Below are 19,788 nucleotides of genomic sequence, written 5' to 3'. Positions count from 1 at the left end.
CTCGGGGCAGGACCGCGGGGTGCCGGGTCGGGTGCCCCGGCACCGGTCGCGCGGCCGGCCGGCGAGTGGGCCGCCAGCACGGCGGGCGGACGGGCCGGCGGGCGGGCCGGTGGCCGGCCGGTGGGCAGGCTGGGTCAGGGCACCCGGGTGCCCACCTGTTCGCGCAGCGCCGCCAGGAAGGCGGTGACGTGCTCCGAGGGGCGGCGGAGCCGGGCGGTGGCCACCCCGATGTACCGGGTCGGCCGGGGGTCCTCGACCCGGATCACCCGGGTGCCGTCCAGCGGGGGTGTCAGGGACACCGAGGGGACCAGCGAGATGCCCATCCCGGCCGCGACGAGGGAGCGGGCGAAGAAGTAGTCGGTGGTGCTGCCGCGTACCCGCAGTTCGTATCCCGCCTGACGCGCGTACCGGCGCAGGTACGCCTCCGTCTTGCTGCAGCCGAGTACCCAGGACTCGGTGGCGAGTTCGGCGAAGCCGACGGTCCGCCGGTCCGCGAGGCGGTGGCCTTCGGGGACCACCAGGGACATCGGATCGTCCATCAGCGGCGTCCACTCCAGGCCGCTGCGCTCCCCGGCGAGGGCCGCGGGCGGGTCGTCGAAGTGGTAGGCGAGCGCGAGGTCCGCCCGTGCCTCGCGGACCAGCGGCAGGCTCCGCTCGGGCTCGTTCTCGATCACGTGCAGCTCCACCTCGGGGTGAACGGCGGTGAACCGGGCCAGCGCGCCGGGCAGCAGTTCGCGGCCGCCGCTGGTGAACGTGGTGACGGTGAGGACGGGCCGGTGCCGGGTGAGCCGCTCGACCTGGTCCCGGGCGTGCGCCAGTTCGGCGGTGACGGCGTCCGCCGCCTCGACCATGATCCGGCCGGGCTGGGTCAGGGTGACGCCGCGCGTGCTGCGCTCGACCACCCGGGTCCCCAGGCTGCGTTCGAGCGCGGCCACCTGCTGGGAGACGGCGGACGGGGTGATCAGCAACTGGGCCGCCGCCCGGTTGAAGCTGCCGTGCTCGGCCACCGCGCGCAGGATCCGGAGCCGCTGGAGGTCTATCAACAGTTCTCCTTCATACGTATCCAGGAAGTGAGCAGTTCCGCTGATGACGGTACCGGGCCAGAGTGGCGGCCATGAGCGACAACGAGGCCAGCCACCGCGGCGCTGCCGGCCGCGCCGGGGACCGCGACCGGCGCCGGATCGCCGTCATCGGCGGCACCCGCTACTTCGGACGGCACCTGGTGCGGCGGCTGCACGAGGCCGGCCACCAGGTCACCGTGATCAACCGCGGCTCCACCGCACCGCCCCCGGGCGCCGGCCTGCTGGTCGCCGACCGCGACGACGAACGGGCGCTGGCGGGGGCGCTCGGCTCCCGCGACTTCGACACGGTGATCGACCAGGTCTGCTACACACCGGCCCAGGCGGCCGTCGCGGCCCGGGTCTTCGGCGGCCGCACCGCCCGCTACGTGATGACCTCCACCATCGAGGTCTACGACCCGGCCACCGGCGCCCCGGCCCCGGCCGGGCCCGCGGCCCCGCTGCCGGAGGGCACGGTCGACCCGCTGACCTGGCCGGTGCGCCCGGAACTCCCGTGGCACGACGCGGACTTCCGCGAGGCCCGGTACGCCGAGGGCAAGCGGCAGGCCGAGGCGGTGCTCGCCGGCGCCTTCGCCGCCCGCGGCGTGCCCTTCGTGACGGTGCGCAGCGCCCACGTCCTGGGCGGCGGCGCGCGGGAGTTCACCGGCCGCCTGGAGCACTACGTCCGCCGCGTCCGCGACGGTGCGGACATCGCGGTGCACCGCCGGGTGCGGCCCACGGTCTTCATCCACCACGACGAGATCGCCGACCTGCTGCGCTGGGCCGCGCTGGGCGACTTCACCGGGCCGGTCAACGCCTGCTCGCACGGCCTGCTCGACGTGTACGCACTGGGCGCCACGATCGCCGACCGGACCGGCCGCCGGCCCCGGTACCGCACGGTGGGGGCGGACGCGTCGCCGTTCTCCTTCGACCGCTTCTACGCGATGAGCAACGCCCGGGCCGAGCGGCTGGGTTTCCGCTTCTCGCACACGTCCGACTGGCTGCCGGAGGCGGTCACCGACACCCTCACCGCGATGGCCCGCTGAACCCCGCTCACCCCTCCCGTCCCGCCGTGTCGATGTATCGGTATACCGGTGTGTCGATGCGGCGGCGCACCCGAAAGGACTTCCCCGTGCCGCACCGCACCCTCGGCGACCTCACCGTCAGCGCCATCGGACTCGGCGCCATGCCGCTGTCCATCGAGGGCCGGCCCGACGAGGACCGGGCCGTCGCCACCCTGCACGCGGCGCTCGACGCGGGCATCACCCTGATCGACACCGCCGACTCCTACCACTGGCACCCGGACGAGACCGGGCACAACGAACGGCTCATCGCGCGTGCCCTCGCCCGGTACGGCGGTGACACCGCGGACGTGCTCGTCGCCACCAAGGGCGGCCGGGGCCGCCCGGGCGACGGCTCGTGGACGGTGGACGGCCACCCGAGCCATCTGAAGCGGGCCTGCGAGGCCTCGCTCGGCCGCCTGGGCACCGAGGCGATCGGCCTGTACCAGCTGCACAAGCCGGACCCGCGGGTGCCGTGGGCCGAGTCGGTGGGCGCCCTGCGCGACCTGCTGGACGCGGGCAAGATCCGGCACGCCGGGATCTCCAACGTCACCGTCGGGCAGATCCGCGAGGCCCGCGCGATCCTCGGGGACGGGCTGGTCTCGGTGCAGAACCGGTTCTCCCCCGCCGTCCGCGACAGCGAGCCCGAACTGCGCCTCGCCACCGCCGAGGGGCTGGCCTTCCTGCCCTGGAGCCCGCTCGGCGGCATCTCCCGCAGTTCCCTCGACGGCCCGTCCGGCCCCGTCTCCGCGGGCACCGCGTTCCACCGGGTCGCCGCCGAGCACGGGGTCAGCCCGCAGCAGGTGTGCCTGGCCTGGCTGCTGTCGCTCTCACCGAGGGTGATCCCGCTCCCCGGCGCCAGCCGTCCGGCCTCCATCGCGGACTCCGCCCGGGCCGCCGGGCTGACCCTCGGCGAGGAGCAGCTGGCCCTGCTGAACGCCGCCCGGCTCCCGGACGCCGGTCAGTGATCACCCCGGGCCGGGCCCGGTGGCGCCCTCCCCCTCGCCGCCGGCGTGCCGGACCCGCCGCGCCACGCGGAGCAGGTACTCCTTGCGGTCCAGCGGGTTGTGGTCGGTGCGCCGGCGGGCCGGGGGTGCGTCGCGGACCGGCCGGTAGTCGTGGAAGGACGACTCCAGCACCCCCTCGCCGCTGGTGAGCGTGGGCAGTTGCCGTTCCAGCAGGTGCACCCGGGCCGCCGGCACCTCGCCCTCCAGCAGATACGAGGTGCCCGTCCGCAGCGGGGCCCCGGGCACCGCCCGCAGCCGGGCCAGGGCGGCCAGCACCGGGCTGAGAGCGTCCGCCGGGAGGTCCAGCCGGAAGCGGTGCATCGGCTCGTGGACCTGGGTGCGGGCCCGGACCAGGGCGGCCATCAGGACCAGCGGGGTGAGGTTGCGGAAGTCCCCGGCGGTGCTGGACATGCTCTTGTCGAAGACGGCGTGCGCGTGGCTCTGCCGGGGCCAGTAGCCGGCGTGCGTCATGGTGACCGCGCAGTCGGTGACCCGCCAGCCGTGGATCCCCTGTCCCAGGGTCTCCCGTACGGTCTCCTCCACCGCCCGGAAGAAGGAGTACGGCATCGAGCCCAGCTCGACCCCCAGCCGGAACTCCACCCCGGCCCCGGGCGGGGCCGGTTCGACCCGCAGGCCGACGGTGGCCAGGAACGGGTTGGGGTCCTGGTCGATGATCTCCACCGCCTCGCCGGTGCCGATCGGCCGCTCGACGCAGATCGTGCTCGTCTCCCGGAAGGTGACGTCGATGCCGAAGTCGTCCGCGAGCGTCGCCTGGATGACCTCCTTCTGCACCTCGCCGTAGAGCGACACCGACACCTCCTGGCGCAGGTCGTCCTGGCGGAGGTCGATCAGCGGGTCCTGCTCGGCGAGCCGGGTGAGCGCCAGGTGGAGCGCGCCCCGGTCGGCGGGGCGGACGGGCACCACGACGGTCTCCAGCGTCGGCGGGGCGAAGTGGCCGCGCCGGGCGCGTGCCGCACCCGCCGGGTCGGCGCCGGCCGCCGCTCCGGCCGGGGCCGCGGTGCCGCCCGGGCCGGGGCGGTCCGCCGCACCGGCCGGCCGCGGGGCGGCGAGCACGTCTCCGATCCGGACGCCGGCCAGGCCCTGGAGGGTGACGATCCGCCCGGCGCCGGCCGTCCCGCCGGGCACCACCGCGCCCCGGTCGAAGACGCCGATCCCGGTGACCCGCTCCGCGGTCCGCCGGGCACCGCTGCGGTGGCCGTCCACCGTCCGCCGCACGCCGTGACCCGCCGGCCCCGGGGTGCCGGGCGCCGGCTCCGGCCGGTCGTAGGCGAGGTGGTCGCGGACCCGCACCGTCCCGGAGAAGATCCGCGCGTAGGCGATCTTCTCCCCGGCCGGGCCGCGCTCGATCTTGAAGACGGTGCCTTCGAGGGGCCCGTCCGCGTCCCCCGGCGCCGCCGGCAGCAGCTCCCGGACGCCGCGGACCAGGGCGTCCACCCCCGCGCCGGTGATCGCCGAGCCGAAGAACACCGGATGGGCCAGCACCCGCCCGGTCTGCTCGGCCAGGGCACGGCGCAGCCGGCCGGGGGTGACCGCCGCCTCGTCCTCGACGTACGCGGCGAGCAGTGCGTCGTCGTGACCGGTGAGCACGTCCACCAGCCGGGTGGTGAACCCGGCGTCGTCCGGGGCGTGCGGCGTGAAGCTGGCGTCCCGGGTGCCCAGGCCGCCGACCGTTCCCATCGGGACGATCGCCGGGGACAGCTTCTCGGCGATGCTCCGCAGCAGCGAGCCGTACCGCGCGCCGCTCCGGTCGATCTTGTTGACGAAGAGGAGCGTGGGGATGCCCAGCCGTCGCAGCACCCGCATCAGTACCCGGGTCTGCGGCTGGACGCCCTCCACGGCGGAGATGACCAGCACGGCGCCGTCGAGGACGCCCAGCACCCGTTCCACCTCGGCGATGAAGTCCGGGTGCCCGGGGGTGTCGATGAGATTGACCGTCACGTCGTCCAGGACGAAGGAGACGACGGCGGACCGGATGGTGATGCCGCGCTGCCGCTCCAGCGCCGACGAGTCGGTGCGGGTGTTGCCGTGGTCGACGCGGCCGGGCTCGTCGACGACCCCGGCGGTGTGGAGGAGCCGCTCGGTCAGGCTGGTCTTACCGGCGTCGACGTGCGCCAGGATGCCCAGATTCAGCGTGTGCACTACGTGTCATGTCCTTCGCGGAGGTGGCGATTTCCTGAGGGATGGACATGCACGCAGCTCGCATTACGTCTCCTTGGTCGGCGAGCCCGACGGCCGGACGGCCGGGGGCGGGCGTGGAGCAGTGCAACAGACCGCCGTCGCGCCGGGCAACCGAATTACGGCCTCGGGAGCAGGTGGCATGGGGCGCGTGGCCCGGTCGAGCGGCAGGTGGGCGGCTCAGTGGGTGGCTTGCCTCGACGAGCACCACTTCGCCGCCGGCTCCGCCCGGCGGGTGACCCGCGGGGCGGAGCCGCCGGAGACCCGCGAGACGGTCGCGAGGTGGGTCCACACAGGTGGTCGCGAGGTGGTCGCGCGGTGGCCCCCAGGTGGTCCCGAAGCGATCGCGCGGTGGTCCCGGGGCGGTCGCGAGGCGGTCGCGAGGCGGTTCCCGGGTGGCCCCGAGACGGTCGCGAGGCGGGAACCGGACGTGAGATCAAGTCCCGATCCGCGGTCGGTCGAACCACGGTTCGTGAGCGTCACCGGCCCCCGCGGGTGGCGCCCTCCAGCGCCCGCTCCACGTCGACGTAGGTCACCCCGTGGTCGGCGAGGACGTGGGTGATCGGCGAGGGGCGGGCGGTGAGGGCGAGCAGGATGTGTTCGTCGCCGATGCGCTTCTCCCCGCGGCCGCCGGCGATCCGCAGCGACCGCACGAGGACGGCCTTGGCCTCGGCGCTGAACGGGCGGTGCTTCGGGAACCACCGCCGGCGCGGTCCCGGCCGGGCTCCGGCGAGCGCGCCCACGCCGTGGGTCCGTTCCACCCGCTCGACGATCTGCCCGACGTCGATGCCCAGGCCGGCCAGCGCCTCGGTGTCCTGGCGGGAGAGGCCGCCCCGGCGGCGGATGTCGGCCAGGTCGCGTTCGATCGCCGGCCGGCGGTCGTGGGCGCCGAGCCGGGCGAGCACGCCGGCCGCGGTGGTGCCCGTGCGGTCCAGCAGCGAGAACAGCAACTCCCGCTCCCCGACCCGGTGGTCGGGGGCGTCGTCGGCGTGGCGGGCGGCGCCCAGCACCACTTCCCGCGCGCCCTCGGTGAACTTCTCGAACATTCAGTGCCTCCCGTACTTCTTGTGCACGGCTTGCCTGCTCACACCCAGTTCGGCGGCGATCTCCTGCCAGGACCAGCCCTTGGCGCGGGCACTGCGGACCTGTACGGCCTCCAGCTGCTCCAACAGCCGGCGCAGCGCGGCCACGGCCCGCAGACCCACCCGGGGGTCCTGGTCACCCGCCCGCTCGGCGAGATCCGTTGCGTCGCTCATACATGTCAACTTAGGTTGACTACCCTCTCGACGTCAACCCCGGTTGACACCTTCGCGGGTGGCGGGCGCTCACGGCGCTGCCGCGCTCCGTGATCGCCCGGGTCGGTACGGAGCGGAGCGGCTGTACGCCCCGGCCGGGAAGGCGCGTACGGAGCGGAGTGGCGGTGCGCCCGGCCGGGAGGCGCGGAGGATCCGGGGTTCGCTCAGATCGCCGGTGCGGCCGTCGGGGAGCGCGTCGCGGCGGAGAGGAGGAGGTCGCGGGGCACCCGCCCTGCCGCGGCAAGGGCGCGGCCCACCGGGTGGGCGTGGGCGCCTGCCGGGAGGTTTCCGCGGCGACCGCTGAGCACCACGTCGATGGCGCCCACGGTGCCGCGCGCTTCCCCGGTTCGGTCCAGTCGCCGCAGTGTCTGCCGAGCGACCGCCTCCGCGCTGTCGTACAGCGTGGTGCCGGCGGGCAGGCTCCGCAGGATCTCCCGCGCCACCAGGGGGTAGTGCGTGCATCCCAGCACCACGGAGTCGCAGTTCCCGGGGGTTCGCCCGGCTGCGTCGGCGATCGCCTCCGTCGCCGCGGCCATGTCGCCGTGGTCGATCGCCTCGGCCAGACCGGGGCATGCGACACGCGCGACGGGCCGGCCGTTCGCGTGGTCCGCGATCAGGCGATCCTGATAGGCACTCGCCGTGGTCCGGACGGTGGCCCACACGGCGATGTTCCGGCCGGTCGCCGCGGCCGATTTCACGGCGGGCACGGTACCGATCACGGGTACGCGCGGTTCGAACTCCGCGCGCAGAGCGTCGATCGCGGTGACGGTGGCGGTGTTGCAGGGGACCACGATGGCCTCCGCGCCCCGCTGGACCGCCAGTCGGGCGGTGCTGAGCAGACGGTCCGTGACGAAGGAGGCCGTTCTCGGGCCCCAGGGGGCGCCGTCGGGGTCCAGGAACAGCAGCAGATCGAGTTCCGGGGCGAGGTGCCGAAGCCATCCCGTGGTGGGAAGGAGGCCGAATCCTGAGTCGATCAATGCCACTGTCATGGGGGGCAAGCTACCAACCGGGGCTCGCCGCCCGGCCGGACCGGCACGGTCCGGGGACCGCTGCGAAGCTCCCCGGACCCGGGGCCTGTCAGGGCGTGACGACGCGGGGACCGGCGAACACCGAGTTGTCGATGACGAGGTCCATCCGCGGCAGCGGATCGGCCTCCGCCAGGTACAGGCGCTGCGCCGGCAGATAGCGGTCGCGGTGGATCGCCTCCGCTTCGGACCCGGCCCAGTCCTGGTCCCGTTCCGCCCCGCGCCGTACCGACAGTTCCGCGTCCACCCGCAGCCAGATCCGGAAGTCCCAGTAGGCGTCGATCCGGGGGCGGAAGGCGAAGACACCGTCCACGATCAGCACCGTGTCGGCGGTGAGCGGGGTCTTCTCGGCCGAGTGGTCCAGCTGGGTCAGCGGATCGATCCCGCACAGGGCGCAGGACGTCGCCTCCGGGGTACGGCAGGGATCCAGCAGCAGGCGCCGGACGGCGTCGTAGTCGTAGGCGTTGCGGTAGTAACCCTCGCCGGACTCCCGGTCGTACAGGTGCCGGTCCTTCCACGGCTTCTTGAAGTCGTCGAGCGTCGCCCGGAGCACCGGACGCCCGGTGCCGCCGATCCACTCCGCCAGCTCGTGCCCGAAGCTGGTCTTGCCCGCGGCGGTGAAGCCGTCGATGCCGACCAGCAGCCGGCCCGGGCCCAGGGCGAGAACGCGGCGGGCGACCTGCCCGACCAGCGCGCTGCGTTCCGCGGAGGCGGCCGGCGGGCAGGGCTGCTGCCAGGTCGAGGCCGAGTACCGTACGTCCACCCGTGCTGATCCCATGCGCTGAACCTACCGGCCGCCGGCGCGGACGGTGGCGCTCACCCCCCGGCCGCCGGGCCGCCCGCCGACGCCGGTGTCACCAGCCCCGACTCATAGGCGGCAATGACCAGTTGGGCCCGGTCGCGGGCGTCGAGCTTGCCCATGATGCGGCTCACATGGGTCTTGGCGGTCAGGGGGCTGAGGGACAGCGCCTGGCCGATCTCGGTGTTGTTCAGGCCGCGTCCGACCAGCGTGAGGACCTGCTGCTCGCGCTCCGACAACCGTGGCAGGACCTGGTCCGGCCCCGGGGCGGTGGCCGGCGGCGCGGCGGGCAACCGCAGGACCCGGGCGATGAGCCGGGCGGTCGGCCCCGGGGAGAGCAGGGCCTCCCCGGCGGCCACGGTCCGGATGGCGTCCAGCAGTTCGGCCGGGCGGGTGTCCTTCACCAGGAAGCCGGAGGCGCCCGCGCGCAGCGCCTCCACGATGTGGTCGTCGGTGTCGTAGGTGGTCAGCACCAGCACACGGACCCCGGCCAGCCCGGGATCGGCGGCGATCCGGCGGGTGGCCTCGATCCCGTCCAGATCGGGCATCCGCACGTCCATCACGACGAGATCGGGCCGGGCCGAGCGGGCCAGGGCGACGGCCTCCCGGCCGGTCCCCGCCTCCCCTACGACGGTCATGTCCCGGGCCGACCCGACGAGCATCGCGAACGCGGCGCGGACCAGCGTCTGGTCGTCCGCGAGGAGCACCCGGACGGTACCTGCGCGGTCGCCGCCGGCCGCCGGGCCGGGCTCGGTGGCCGGGGCGGGACTGGTGGCCGGGGCGGGACTGGTGGCCGGGCCGGGCTCGGTGGCCGGGGTGGGACCTCCCGCCGGGGCGGGGCCGGTGTCCGGGTCGACGGGCGGGGTCGGGCTCAACGCTCATCCTCCAGGGGGAGTCGGCCGTCCAGCGGTAGCAGCGCGGTGACGGTGAAACCGCCGTGCGGGTGGGCCGCGGTCTCCAGGGTGCCACCGATGGTGCGGGCGCGTTCCCGCATCCCCGCGATACCGAAGCCGCCGCCGGCCGGCGCCTCCGGTGCGGTGTGCGCGCCCGGCACCCGGCCGCCGTCGGTGACGGTGACCCGCAGCGCCCGGGCGGCGCCGGTGCCGTCGAGGTGCACCGCCACCCGGACCCGCACCTCCGGACCCGCGTGCCGGACCGCGTTGGTCAGCGACTCCTGCACGATGCGGTAGGCGGCGGCGCCGACCGCGGCGGGCACCGCGACCGGCGCCGCCCCGGCGCGGGTGACACCGGTGGAGCCGGGCCCGGCCGGGCCGGTACCACCCCGGCCGGTGCGGCCCGGGACGGAACCACCGGGCGGGTCCACGGCAGCACCGGGCGGGCCCGCGGGACCGCCGGCGGCCTCCGGGGCGTCGGCACCGAGCAGGCCGGGTTGCACGGCGAGCACCACCTGGGCCCCCGCCGACCTGGCGATCCGGGCCAGGTCGAAGAGCCCGTCGAGCCGGGGCAGCGGGTCCAGGCTGTCGGCCTGCCCCGCGTCGCCGCCCCGCAACACCCCCAGGGTGGTGCGCAGTTCGGAGCGGGCCTCGCGGCAGGTGTCGGCGATCCCGTCCAGCGCGGCGGCGATCGTGTCGCGGTCCAGCTTCTCCGGGTCGGCGATGAGGACGTGCGCGGCCACCGAGGTCTGCACCCCGATCAGGGTGATGCTGTGCGCCAGCAGGTCGTGCAGGTCGCGGGCGATGCGCAGCCGCTCCTCGGTGACCCGGCGGGCCGCCTCCTCCTCACGGGTGCGCTCGGCCCGTTCGGCGCGTTCCACCACGGCCGCGATGTACCGCCGGTGCACCCGCACCATCTCCCCGAACGCCGGGAACGCCAGCACCCAGCCCAGGCTCCGCAGCAGGTCGGCCTCGACGGCGGCACCGTGCTCGGGCGTGAGGATCATGGCCACGGCCACCACCACCATCACCACCGCGACACAGACCACGGTGCGCAGCGGGGGCCCGGCGGCGGCCAGCGAGTACAGCGCCAGCAGCGCGGCACAGGTGCCGGCGATGTGCACGTTGCCCATCGCGTGGTACGGGACGATGGTGACCATCACCAGCGCCAGGGTGATCAGCGGGGCGCGCCGCCGCCACGGCAGCGGCAGTGCGGCGGCGGTGAGCAGCAGCCAGCCGAGGGCGTCGGGGCGCACTCCCCCGGTCTCGGCCACGGTCAGCGCCAGCACCGTCTGCACCAGCAGCACCAGCACGGCGATGGCGAGATCGACGCGGAACGAGCGCCGGGGGTCGCCGCCGGCGCGGTGCAGCACCCGCAGCAGCCGCTCCAGGCGGGACGCGGCCGCGGGCACCGGGCCGGCGGGCGGGCCCGCGGCACCCGGCGGCACGGGCGCGGACGAGGGTCCGGCGGTCGGCACGGTACGGCCCGGCGCGCGGACCTCGAGCGCCGCCGTGGCGGGTGCGGGAAACGCTCCGGCCGCCCGGCCGGTGGACTGTTCGGTCACCGCTCCATCCTCGGGGATCGCGTGCGGACCGGGCCATGGGCCCGGACGGTCGAACGGTCCGGGGCCGGACGCCCGGCCCCGGGCCCGGTGCGGCGCCGGCACCCGGGACGGGGGGCGGGGCACCGGAGGTGCGACCGGCCCGCCACTGCCTGCCGGAGGAGGGCCCGCCGGCCGGGGGCCGCCGGCGGCCCTGGGCAGACCCGAACCCTGGGCGGACCCCGAGCCCTGGGCGAACCCCGGCCGTGAACAGACCCCCGGGCCCTGGGCGGACCCCGGCCGTGAACAGACTCCCGGGCCCCGGGCGGCTCCCGGCTCTGAACAGACCGGCGGGCGCTGGGCGAACCCCTCGTCCTGGGCGAACCCTGACCCTGAACAGATCCTCGGGGTCTGGACGAACCCTGACCGTGAACAGACCGCCCGGCGCTGGGCAGACCCCCCGACCCCGGGCGAACCCCCAACCCTGAACAGACCGCCGGGCCCCGGGCGGACGCCGGAGCCCGTCGCCGGACCAGGGCCCGGCGACCGCCGGTCCCGGCGGGCCCCCGACGGGACCTGGGCGGCGGCCCCCGCGGCCGGACCGGGGCGGCGGCCCCGCGCCGGGACCGCGGCGGCGGCCGCGGCACCGGCGCGTGCCGGTCACGGCACCGGCGCGTGGTCCGTCCGCTCCGGGGCCGGTGTGCGGTCCGCCCGCCGGGAGTTCACGGCCGGCCGGGACAGCGCCCCGGGCCACCACACCCTGCGGCCCAGCGCCACGCTCGCCGAGGTCACCAGGTAGGTGCGGACCAGGAAGGTGTCGAGCAGCACGCCGACCGCGATCACGAAGCCCAGCTCGAAGAGCTGCACCAGCGGCATGTTCAGCAGCACCGCGAAGGTGGCCGCCAGCACCAGGCCAGCCGAGGCGATCACCCCACCGGTGGTGCGGAGCGCGGTGAGAGCCGCGTCCGCCGGTTCCGCCCCGGACAGCGACTCCTCGCGCATCCGGTGCATCAGGAAGATGCCGTAGTCGACGCCGAGCGCCACCAGGAAGACGAAGGAGAGCAGCGGCAGTCCCGGGTCGGTGCCCTCCAGCCCGAAGAGCGGTTCGAAGACCAGCCCGCCGATGCCCAGGGACGCGCCCCACACCGCCACCACGGCGGCCACCAGCAGCACCGGGGCGACCAGGCTGCGCAGCAGCGCGACCAGGATCAGCAGCACGGAGAGGAGGACCAGCGGGATGACGATCAGCCGGTCGCGGGCGTTGGTGTCGTCCAGGTCCAGCTGCTGGGCGCTGGGTCCGCCGACGTAGGCGCCCAGATCGCCGTCGAGCCGGTCGCGCAGCGCCTCGATGGTGGCGGTCTCGCCGTCGGTCTGCGGCGGGTGCTGGGCGATCACCGACAGCTCGGTCCACTCGTCGCCGCTGCGCCCGCGTTCGGCCGAGTCGACGCCTTCGGTGGCCCGGGCCGCGGCCAGCGCCCGGTCCGCCCGGTCGGTGGGGGCCATCACCACGATCGGCTGGGAGCTGCGCTCGGGGTAGGCGGTGGCGAGGGTCTCCATCGCCGTGACCGACTCCGGTTTGTCGATGAAGCTGTCCTCCTGCTTGAGGCTGCCGGGCAGTCCGAACGCGCCCAGCGCCAGCGCCCCGAGCAGCACCCCGCCGCCGGCCAGCACCGCCAGCGGCCGGCGCCCGGCCGAGCCGCCCATGGCGGCGAACACCGAGGTGCGGGCCTTGGGGCGGCTGCCGTAGGCGGGGACCAGCGGCCAGAACACCCGGCGGCCGAACAGCACCAGCAGCGCGGGCAGCAGGGTGATCATCGCCAGCAGCGCGCAGAGCACGCCGACCGCGGCGATCGGGCCCATGCCGCGGCTGCTGTTGAGGTCGGCGGCGAGCAGGCACAGCAGTCCGGCGGCCACCGTCCCGGAGGAGGCGAGGACGGCGGGGCCGCAGCCGCGCAGCGCGGCGGTCATCGCGTCGTACGGCCGCTGGTGGGAGCGGAGTTCCTCGCGGTAGCGGGAGACCAGCAGCAGCGCGTAGTCGGTGCCGGCCCCGAAGACCAGGATGGTCATCACCCCGGAGCTCTGGCCGGACACGGTGGTGCCGAAGACCTGGTTGAGCCCGTAGGCGGCCGCCATCGCGGTGGCGTCGGCGATGCCGGCGACCACCAGCGGCACCAGCCACAGCAGCGGGCTGCGGTAGATGAGGATGAGCAGCACGGCGACGACGGCGACGGTGGTGTAGAGCAGCGGGCCGTCCAGCGAGCCGTAGACCTCCTGGGCGTCGGCGGACAGCGCCCCGGGGCCACCGGTCTCCACCTCCAGCCCGTCACCGCCCTGAGCCACCTCGCGGACCTTCTCGACGAAGTCCTGCCGCGCGTCCTCGTCCTGGCCGGGCGCGGTGCTGGCGACCGGGTACATCAGGGTGCCGCCGTCGTCGGAGGGGATGCCCTCGGGCCGTCCGGGGCGGGTGAGTTCGTGGTCGCGGGCGATCTCCGCGGTCTGCCGGGCGGCGGTGCGGCGGTCGGTCTCGGTCAGACCGCCGTCGCGGTGGTAGACGAGGACCAGTTCGGTGGCCTCGCCGCCGGGCAGGGCGTCCTGGATCTCGGCGACCTGGGTGGAGTCGGCGCTCGCCGGCAGGTAGTCCACGGCCCGGTCCCGCTGTACGTCGCCGAGCTTGCCGGCGAGCGGTCCCGCGACGGCGAGCACGGCGATCCACAGGGCGACCAGCACCCAGGGCAGTGCGGTACGTCTGCGCGGACCGGCCTGGGCGGCCCGCGGTGCCTCGGTGTCGGCTGGTGTCTTCATACCCACCAGGCTTCCGGCGCGGGCGGCCGGGATCGTCGCGCCGGCGGCGGAGATCGGGGTTACCCCCCGGGGCGTCCGGTGGGCCGGGTTACTCCCGGGGGAGTAACCCGGTGGGCTCTCAAGGGGCGGGGCCGCGGCCGGCCCGCCGGTGCGGCGGACCCCGTCCTGCCTCGGAGGACGGCCTCGCGGGCGGCCGGGCCCCGCCCCGCCCCCACCCCCGGTTCCGGTCGGCCGCACGCCGGCCGGAACCGGGTCACCCGGCGGGCCCGCCGCTTCCCCTGAAGGCGGCGGGCCCGCCGTGCTCTCCGCGGCCCGTCCCCGGATGGGGGCCCGGGGACGGGCCGCGGGGGTCCGGTCCGGTCACCCGACGGGAGGCGGAGCGGGTGACCGGTGCCCGGGCCCGCTGTGGGTCACCGGTCGGTCAGCGGATCCTCACAGACCGGCCTTGAACAGCAGCTTGTTCGGGGTGCTGCCCACGTTGCCGCCGATCGCGCCGGTGGTGGAGTTGGCGACCAGCCACTGGTTGACGGTGGCCGAGGAGGCGTCACCGTGGTTCGCCTTGTACAGCGCGGCGACGCCCGCGACGTGCGGGGACGCCATCGAGGTGCCGCTCATCGCGGTGCTGCCGCCGCCCATCCGGGCCGAGGTGATGGAGACCCCGGGCGCGTAGATGTCGGTGCAGGAGCCGTAGTTGCTGAACGACGCCTTGCGGTCGCCGCTGTCCGAGGCGGCCACCGTGATGGGGCCGGTGGCGCTGGCCGGGGAGACGTTGCAGGCGTCCTGGTTCTCGTTGCCCGCCGCGACGGCCAGGTGGACGCCGGAGTTGGCCAGGTTGGTCGCCGCGTTGTTCAGCGCGGTGGAGTAGCCGCCGCCCAGCGAGGCGTTGGCGACCGCGGGCTTGACGGCGTTCTGCCGGACCCAGTCGAACCCGGCGACGATGCCGGAGGTGGAGCCGGAGCCCTGGCAGTTCAGCACCTTGACCCCGCGCAGCTGCACCCCCTTGGCGACGCCGTAGGTGTTGCCGCCGACCGTGCCCGCCACATGCGTGCCGTGGCCGTGGCAGTCGGCGCCGTTGCCGCCGAAGGCGTCGAAGACGTTGCGCGCCCGCCCGCCGAAGTCGGCGTGCCCGGTGTCGATGCCGGTGTCGATGACGTACGCGGTGACGCCCGAGCCGTTGCGGGTGTAGGTGTAGTTGCCGTCCCGGCCGCTGCGCTGGTCTATCCGGTCCAGGCCCCAGGGCGCGTTGGGCTGGGTGGTGTCGGCCCGGAAGGTCTGGTCCTCCTCGATCGCCGCGACGTCGCCGTCCCGGCGCAGCGAGTCGAGCTGGCCCGGGGTGAGCTTGGCCGCGAAACCGTTGATCACCTTGGAGTAGAGGTGCCGCGGCTTGACCTTCTTGTCCCCGGCCAGGTCCTCGGCGTCGACACCCGGCTTGAGGGTGACGATGTAGTTCGACGGGACGGCGGTTCCCGCCTCCGCCTTCTCCACCGCGATCAGCGGGGCGGGGGTGGCGTCCTGGCCGCCGGACGCCGCCACGCTGACCGCGGGGACGAGTGCCGTCGGCACGGCGAGCAGAAGTGCACCGAGATGGAGCCGCTTCATGGCACGCAAACCTTTCTCGACGGCCGGTGCGCGCGCACGGCGCACCGGCCTTGGGGGGAGTGAAAGGGGGCGGACCGCCGGTCGTCGTCCGGCGCCGCGTCGAAACCGTACCGTCGGTAACTGCCCGCTGGACCCGGCCGGATCGGGCGTGGCCGGTCCCGGCCACCGCCGCCCGGGGGCGTTCCGGCGCGCCGCCCGGCGGCCGGGCCGGAGCCCGGCGGAGCGCCGCCCGGCGGCCGGGCCGGAGTCCGGCGGAGCGCCGCCCGGCTCGTCCGCCGCCGACGGCCCGGCCGGGCTGTCGGCGGCTGTCGGCGGCTGTCTGCGGCCCGGCCGATCACCGCTCGCCGACTGCTGGCCGCCGGGGCGGGCGGGGCCTTATCGTGCAGCCATGTCCGGCGAGGAACCCCGTACGAGCGGTCGGCCCGGGCCCGGGCCGCTCGGCGTGGGCGGCGCGGGCGAATCGTGCACGGCACGCGCGGCGGCCGAGGCGCGGGAGGTGTACGTCTCGCTGGTCCGGCGGATCACCGCGTCGGGGGTGCGGGACACCGCCCAGGAGGTGAGGGAACTGGGCTCGCTGCCGGCGGCGCTGAGCCGGTGGCTCACCGAGCGGCACCTGCTGGACCAGCGGCACACCCGGCTCAGCTCCCCCGAACGGGCGCTGCGGGAGCTCCTGCTGGAGCACGAGCGGGAGGTGCGCACCGCGGGCGAGACGCTGCTCCGCAGCGCCCTGGCCATCGACGACGTGCTGGGGCTGCTGCCCACCACCCGGCTCGGCGGCCGGGAGTCGGTGCAGGTGGAGTTCTTCGAGGACCGGGAGGAGCTGCGCAGACGCCTGGAGGAGCTGGACGCGCTCAGCCGCGTCGAACTGCTCGCCATGCGGACCACCTTCCCGGAGCCGGCGGTGCTGCGGGCCAGCCTCGCCAACGACCTGAGGTGGACGGCGCAGGGCAGCGCCGGCCGGATGCTGGTCGCCGCCCAGGCACTGCGCGGGCACGGCGTCGGCCACTTCCTGGACGCGCTCTCCGAAGCGGGCATCGCCGTCCGGGTGGCGCCCACCGTCCCGCTCTACATGAACATCCTCGACCGGGCGGTGACGGTGGTGGCGATCGGCCGGGACGACGACGACGGCGGCCCGGCCGGCGACCTGGTCCTGCACAGCCTGGAACTGGCCCGCTGCTTCCGGCAGGTCTTCGAGCACTGCTGGCTCGCGGCCCGTCCGTATCCGGGCTGCCGCCGGGCGCACGGCGCGGCGGACTTCTCACCGCAGGAGCGGGAGGTGCTCGCGCTGCTCGCGGTCGGCGCCAAGGACGAGGCCATCGCCCGGCGGCTGGGCTGCTCGGAGCGGACGCTGCGGCGGCTGCTGACCCAGATCACCGAGAAGCTGGGGGCGCCGAGCCGGTTCGCCGCCGGGGTGCGGGCCGCGCGCCTGGGGCTGGTCGACTGACGCCGGGCGCCCCGGGGGCGGCCCGCCGGACGGCGCACGGACCGGCTCCCGGGCGGGTCAGGAGGGGGTGCGGATGCCCGCGAGCAGTCGGGCGGTGTCCTCCGGGCAGATCGTCAGCGCCCGCCCGACTGTCTCCAGCACGGCCCGCTCGGCCGGCAGGTAGGGCCCGTCCGCGACCGCGATGCGGGCGCCCTGGAGCAGGATGTTCTCCCGTCCCGCGGGGGCCAGGTGCGGGGCCAGCGGTTCCAGCGCCTCGTGCAGCTCTATCGCCAGCGAGGTGCCGGTGGGCACCTCCCAGCCGGTCTCCTGGGGCGGTTCGAGCGACTCCTGGGCGGAGTCCCGGCGCGTCCCGGGGTGGCGTCCGGTGTCCGCGGCGAGCGCCTCGATCAGGGTGATCAGCTGTTCCTCGTTGCAGTCGGTGTACCCGGCGGCGCGCACCGCGCCGACCGCGGCCTGCCGGACCGGCCGGGCCCCGGTGCCGCCCGCGGCGAGCACCGCCAGCGCGACGGTGTGCACGGCGTCCCGGAGCATCGCGGAGAACCGGGTGGTGGTGGGGTGGTCGAGCGCCTCGGTGCCGAAGCGGCCGTGGCAGCAGGCGCATTCCACCACCGGGGCGACCTGGCCTCGCGGCAGCAGCGGCAGGCCGAGGACGACGATGCGGCGCTGCCCGATCCGGCGGCGGTAGTTGCGGTCCCCGCCGCACTCGGTGCAGTAGAACTCACCGTCCCCGACGGTCCGCCACAGGGTTCGCACGCCCACGATGCACAGGTCCCGGACGCGTCGGCCTTGCGTGTGCACCATGTCGCACCTCCATCAGTCCCCCGCTGCCCAGCGGGCACAGGGGCACTCCCACGGCAACGCCCCCGTGTGGACGTGATGTTAACCACACCCGACTTGCGGCGTCAGTACCCCGTACGGAGACAACAGGCCAAAGGCCCCGGGCCCCGCCCGCCGTGCGCGGCCGGCGGGACCCCGTTCGGGTGACGGTGGTCAGCGGCTCAGCGGGCGGCCCGGTTGACGGCCGAGACGACCGCCTTGAGCGAGGCGCGGGTGGTGTTGGCGTCGATGCCGATGCCCCACAGCACCTTGCCGTCGATCGCGCACTCGATGTACGAGGCGGCCTGGGCGCTCGCCCCCTCGCTCATGGTGTGCTCCTGGTAGTCCAGCAGCCGGGCGTCGACGCCGATGGTGCCGAGCGCGGCGAAGAACGCGGAGATCGGACCGTTGCCGGACCCGGTCAGCACGGTCTCGGCCCCGTCCACGACCGCCTCGACGGTCAGCGTGTCCGTGCCGTCCTTGCCGGTCGTCGTCTGTCCGGTGCGCAGCTGGATCCGGCCCCACGGGTTGTCCGGGTTCGGCAGGTATTCGTCCTGGAAGACCGACCAGATCTGGCCCGGCGTGACCTCGCCGCCCTCGGCGTCGGTCTTGGCCTGAATCGTCTTGGAGAACTCGATCTGCATCCGGCGCGGCAGGTCCAGCTTGTGGTCATTCTTCAGGACGTAGGCGATACCGCCCTTGCCGGACTGCGAGTTCACCCGGATGACGGCCTCGTAGGAACGGCCCACGTCCTTGGGGTCGATGGGCAGGTACGGCACCGCCCACTCGATGTCGTCGACCGTCACGCCGCGGCCCGCCGCGTCGGCCTCCATCGCCTCGAAGCCCTTCTTGATGGCGTCCTGGTGGGAGCCGGAGAAGGCGGTGTAGACCAGGTCGCCGGCGTAGGGGTGGCGCGGGTGGACCTCCATCTGGCTGCAGTACTCGGCGGTCCGGCGGATCTCGTCGATCTGCGAGAAGTCGATCTGCGGGTCCACGCCCTGGCTGAACAGGTTCATGCCCAGGGTGACCAGGTCGACGTTGCCGGTGCGCTCGCCCTGCCCGAACAGGCAGCCCTCGATCCGGTCCGCGCCCGCCATGATCGCCAGCTCGGCGGCGGCGACGGCGGTGCCGCGGTCATTGTGCGGGTGGACCGACAGGCAGACGTGCTCGCGCCGCGACAGGTTCCGGGACATCCACTCGAAGCGGTCCGCGTGCGTCGAGGGGGTGGAGCGCTCCACGGTGGCGGGCAGGTTGAGGATGATCTCGCGGCCCTCCTCGGGCTGCCAGACGTCCATCACGCCCTCGCAGACCTCCAGCGCGAAGTCCAGCTCGGTGTCGGTGAAGATCTCCGGGCTGTACTGGTAGCCGAAGACCGTCTCGTCGCCCAGCAGCTTCTCCGCGTACTCCATCACCAGCCGGGTGCCGTCCACCGCGATCTGCCTGACCTGCTCCCGGGAGCCGCGGAAGACCACCCGGCGGAAGACCGGGGCGGTCGCGTTGTACAGGTGCACCGTCGCGCGGTGCGCGCCGACCAGCGACTCCACGGTCCGCTCGATCAGCTCCTCGCGGGCCTGGGTCAGCACCGAGATGGTCACGTCCTCCGGGATCGCGCCCTCTTCGATGATCGACCGTACGAAGTCGAAGTCGGTCTGGCCCGAGGAGGGGAAGCCGACCTCGATCTCCTTGTAGCCCATGCGCACCAGCAGGTCGAACATCTCCCGCTTGCGGGCCGGGGACATCGGGTCGATCAGCGCCTGGTTGCCGTCCCGCAGGTCGGTGGAGAGCCAGCGGGGGGCCGCGGTGATGCGGTTGTCCGGCCAGGTGCGGTCGGGGATGTCGACGGCCTCGTACCGCCCGTACTTGTGGATCGGCATCCCCGAGGGCCGCTGGGCGACGGTCGCCGCGGTGATGGGGGTGGGACGGCCGACGGCGTTGCCGGCGTTGGCGGAGGAGGAGGTCATGTGCGCGGGGCTCCTGTCGAACGATCTTCGACGGCCGACGGTGAGGCAACACCGAACTCCGCGGGGAGGGGGTCGGCCTACGACTACAGGCCCTCGCCGCGGCAGCTAAGGAGAAGCAGCCCGAAACGCATGATGCGCAGCACCCTAGCCGAACCGGTCGAGGAGTGGTCGTGTCGTATCAGTATGCGGGACGGGCCTCGCGTCATGCCGGAAACGTGAGGAACCACTCGTATTCATCAATCATGGCAGCACGGGGTGACAGCACCGTGACCCACTGCCACATTGCCTGGT

Annotated in this window: 15 protein-coding genes; 3 read left to right on the top strand and 12 right to left on the bottom strand. The window is 74.8% G+C overall.

The annotated features are described in order from the left end of the window. Positions 1-134: 134 nt before the first annotated feature. Positions 135-1,043 carry a LysR family transcriptional regulator gene (locus tag ACH4B3_RS19425; protein ID WP_398464118.1) on the bottom strand — a complete coding sequence of 303 codons (909 nt, stop codon included), beginning with the start codon at positions 1,041-1,043 and terminating at the stop codon, positions 135-137. A gap of 71 nt (positions 1,044-1,114) precedes the next feature. On the opposite strand from ACH4B3_RS19425, the gene ACH4B3_RS19420 reads away from it, so the two are divergent. Then, positions 1,115-2,104, top strand: coding sequence for an NAD-dependent epimerase/dehydratase family protein (locus ACH4B3_RS19420; protein WP_398464116.1), 990 nt, complete (start codon positions 1,115-1,117; stop codon positions 2,102-2,104). 86 nt (positions 2,105-2,190) lie between these two features. Then, a complete protein-coding gene (locus ACH4B3_RS19415) occupies positions 2,191-3,087 on the top strand; it encodes an aldo/keto reductase (RefSeq protein WP_398464114.1) in 897 nt (298 codons plus the stop codon). Here the strand turns inward: ACH4B3_RS19415 and ACH4B3_RS19410 are convergent, their stop codons facing one another. The 9 genes from ACH4B3_RS19410 to ACH4B3_RS19370 form a co-directional block, all read right to left on the bottom strand. Beyond that, complete coding sequence (locus ACH4B3_RS19410; RefSeq protein WP_398464112.1) at positions 3,088-5,286, bottom strand: GTP-binding protein; 2,199 nt, start codon at positions 5,284-5,286, stop codon at positions 3,088-3,090. Between the two features lie 515 nt (positions 5,287-5,801). Then, positions 5,802-6,368, bottom strand: coding sequence for a Clp protease N-terminal domain-containing protein (locus ACH4B3_RS19405; protein ID WP_398464110.1), 567 nt, complete (start codon positions 6,366-6,368; stop codon positions 5,802-5,804). Continuing rightward, positions 6,369-6,578 (bottom strand): helix-turn-helix domain-containing protein, encoded by a 210-nt coding sequence (locus ACH4B3_RS19400; RefSeq protein WP_398464108.1) that lies wholly within the window; start codon positions 6,576-6,578, stop codon positions 6,369-6,371. A 203-nt stretch (positions 6,579-6,781) separates the two neighbouring features. Continuing rightward, positions 6,782-7,606 (bottom strand): glutamate racemase, encoded by an 825-nt coding sequence (locus tag ACH4B3_RS19395; RefSeq protein WP_398464106.1) that lies wholly within the window; start codon positions 7,604-7,606, stop codon positions 6,782-6,784. Between the two features lie 88 nt (positions 7,607-7,694). Next, positions 7,695-8,420: a uridine kinase gene (locus tag ACH4B3_RS19390; protein ID WP_398464105.1), complete on the bottom strand. Its 726-nt coding sequence runs from the start codon at positions 8,418-8,420 to the stop codon at positions 7,695-7,697. Positions 8,421-8,458: 38 nt separating this feature from the next. Next, a complete protein-coding gene (locus ACH4B3_RS19385) occupies positions 8,459-9,103 on the bottom strand; it encodes a response regulator (protein ID WP_398464190.1) in 645 nt (214 codons plus the stop codon). Positions 9,104-9,312: 209 nt separating this feature from the next. Next, a complete protein-coding gene (locus tag ACH4B3_RS19380; RefSeq protein ID WP_398464103.1) occupies positions 9,313-10,899 on the bottom strand; it encodes a sensor histidine kinase in 1,587 nt (528 codons plus the stop codon). A 636-nt stretch (positions 10,900-11,535) separates the two neighbouring features. Further along, complete coding sequence (locus tag ACH4B3_RS19375) at positions 11,536-13,677, bottom strand: MMPL family transporter (RefSeq protein WP_398464101.1); 2,142 nt, start codon at positions 13,675-13,677, stop codon at positions 11,536-11,538. 432 nt (positions 13,678-14,109) lie between these two features. Further along, entirely contained in the window at positions 14,110-15,276 is a 1,167-nt protein-coding gene (locus ACH4B3_RS19370) for a S8 family peptidase (RefSeq protein WP_398464099.1), read from the bottom strand. 388 nt (positions 15,277-15,664) lie between these two features. Between ACH4B3_RS19370 and ACH4B3_RS19365 the strand changes: the two genes are divergently transcribed. Next, a complete protein-coding gene (locus tag ACH4B3_RS19365) occupies positions 15,665-16,720 on the top strand; it encodes a response regulator transcription factor (RefSeq protein ID WP_398464097.1) in 1,056 nt (351 codons plus the stop codon). Positions 16,721-16,777: 57 nt separating this feature from the next. Here the strand turns inward: ACH4B3_RS19365 and ACH4B3_RS19360 are convergent, their stop codons facing one another. Together ACH4B3_RS19360 and leuA are read right to left on the bottom strand one after the other, a co-directional pair. Then, positions 16,778-17,521 carry a TerB family tellurite resistance protein gene (locus ACH4B3_RS19360; protein ID WP_398464095.1) on the bottom strand — a complete coding sequence of 248 codons (744 nt, stop codon included), beginning with the start codon at positions 17,519-17,521 and terminating at the stop codon, positions 16,778-16,780. Positions 17,522-17,718: 197 nt separating this feature from the next. Beyond that, the gene (leuA, locus tag ACH4B3_RS19355) at positions 17,719-19,497 is read right to left on the bottom strand and encodes a 2-isopropylmalate synthase (protein ID WP_398464093.1); all 1,779 of its coding nucleotides are present in this window, start codon (positions 19,495-19,497) and stop codon (positions 17,719-17,721) included. Positions 19,498-19,788 lie beyond the last annotated feature (291 nt).

The sequence above is a fragment of the Streptomyces sp. NPDC018031 genome, assembly GCF_044327625.1.
Classification (GTDB): domain Bacteria; phylum Actinomycetota; class Actinomycetes; order Streptomycetales; family Streptomycetaceae; genus Streptomyces.
This window is presented reverse-complemented; position numbering and strand designations above follow the sequence as displayed.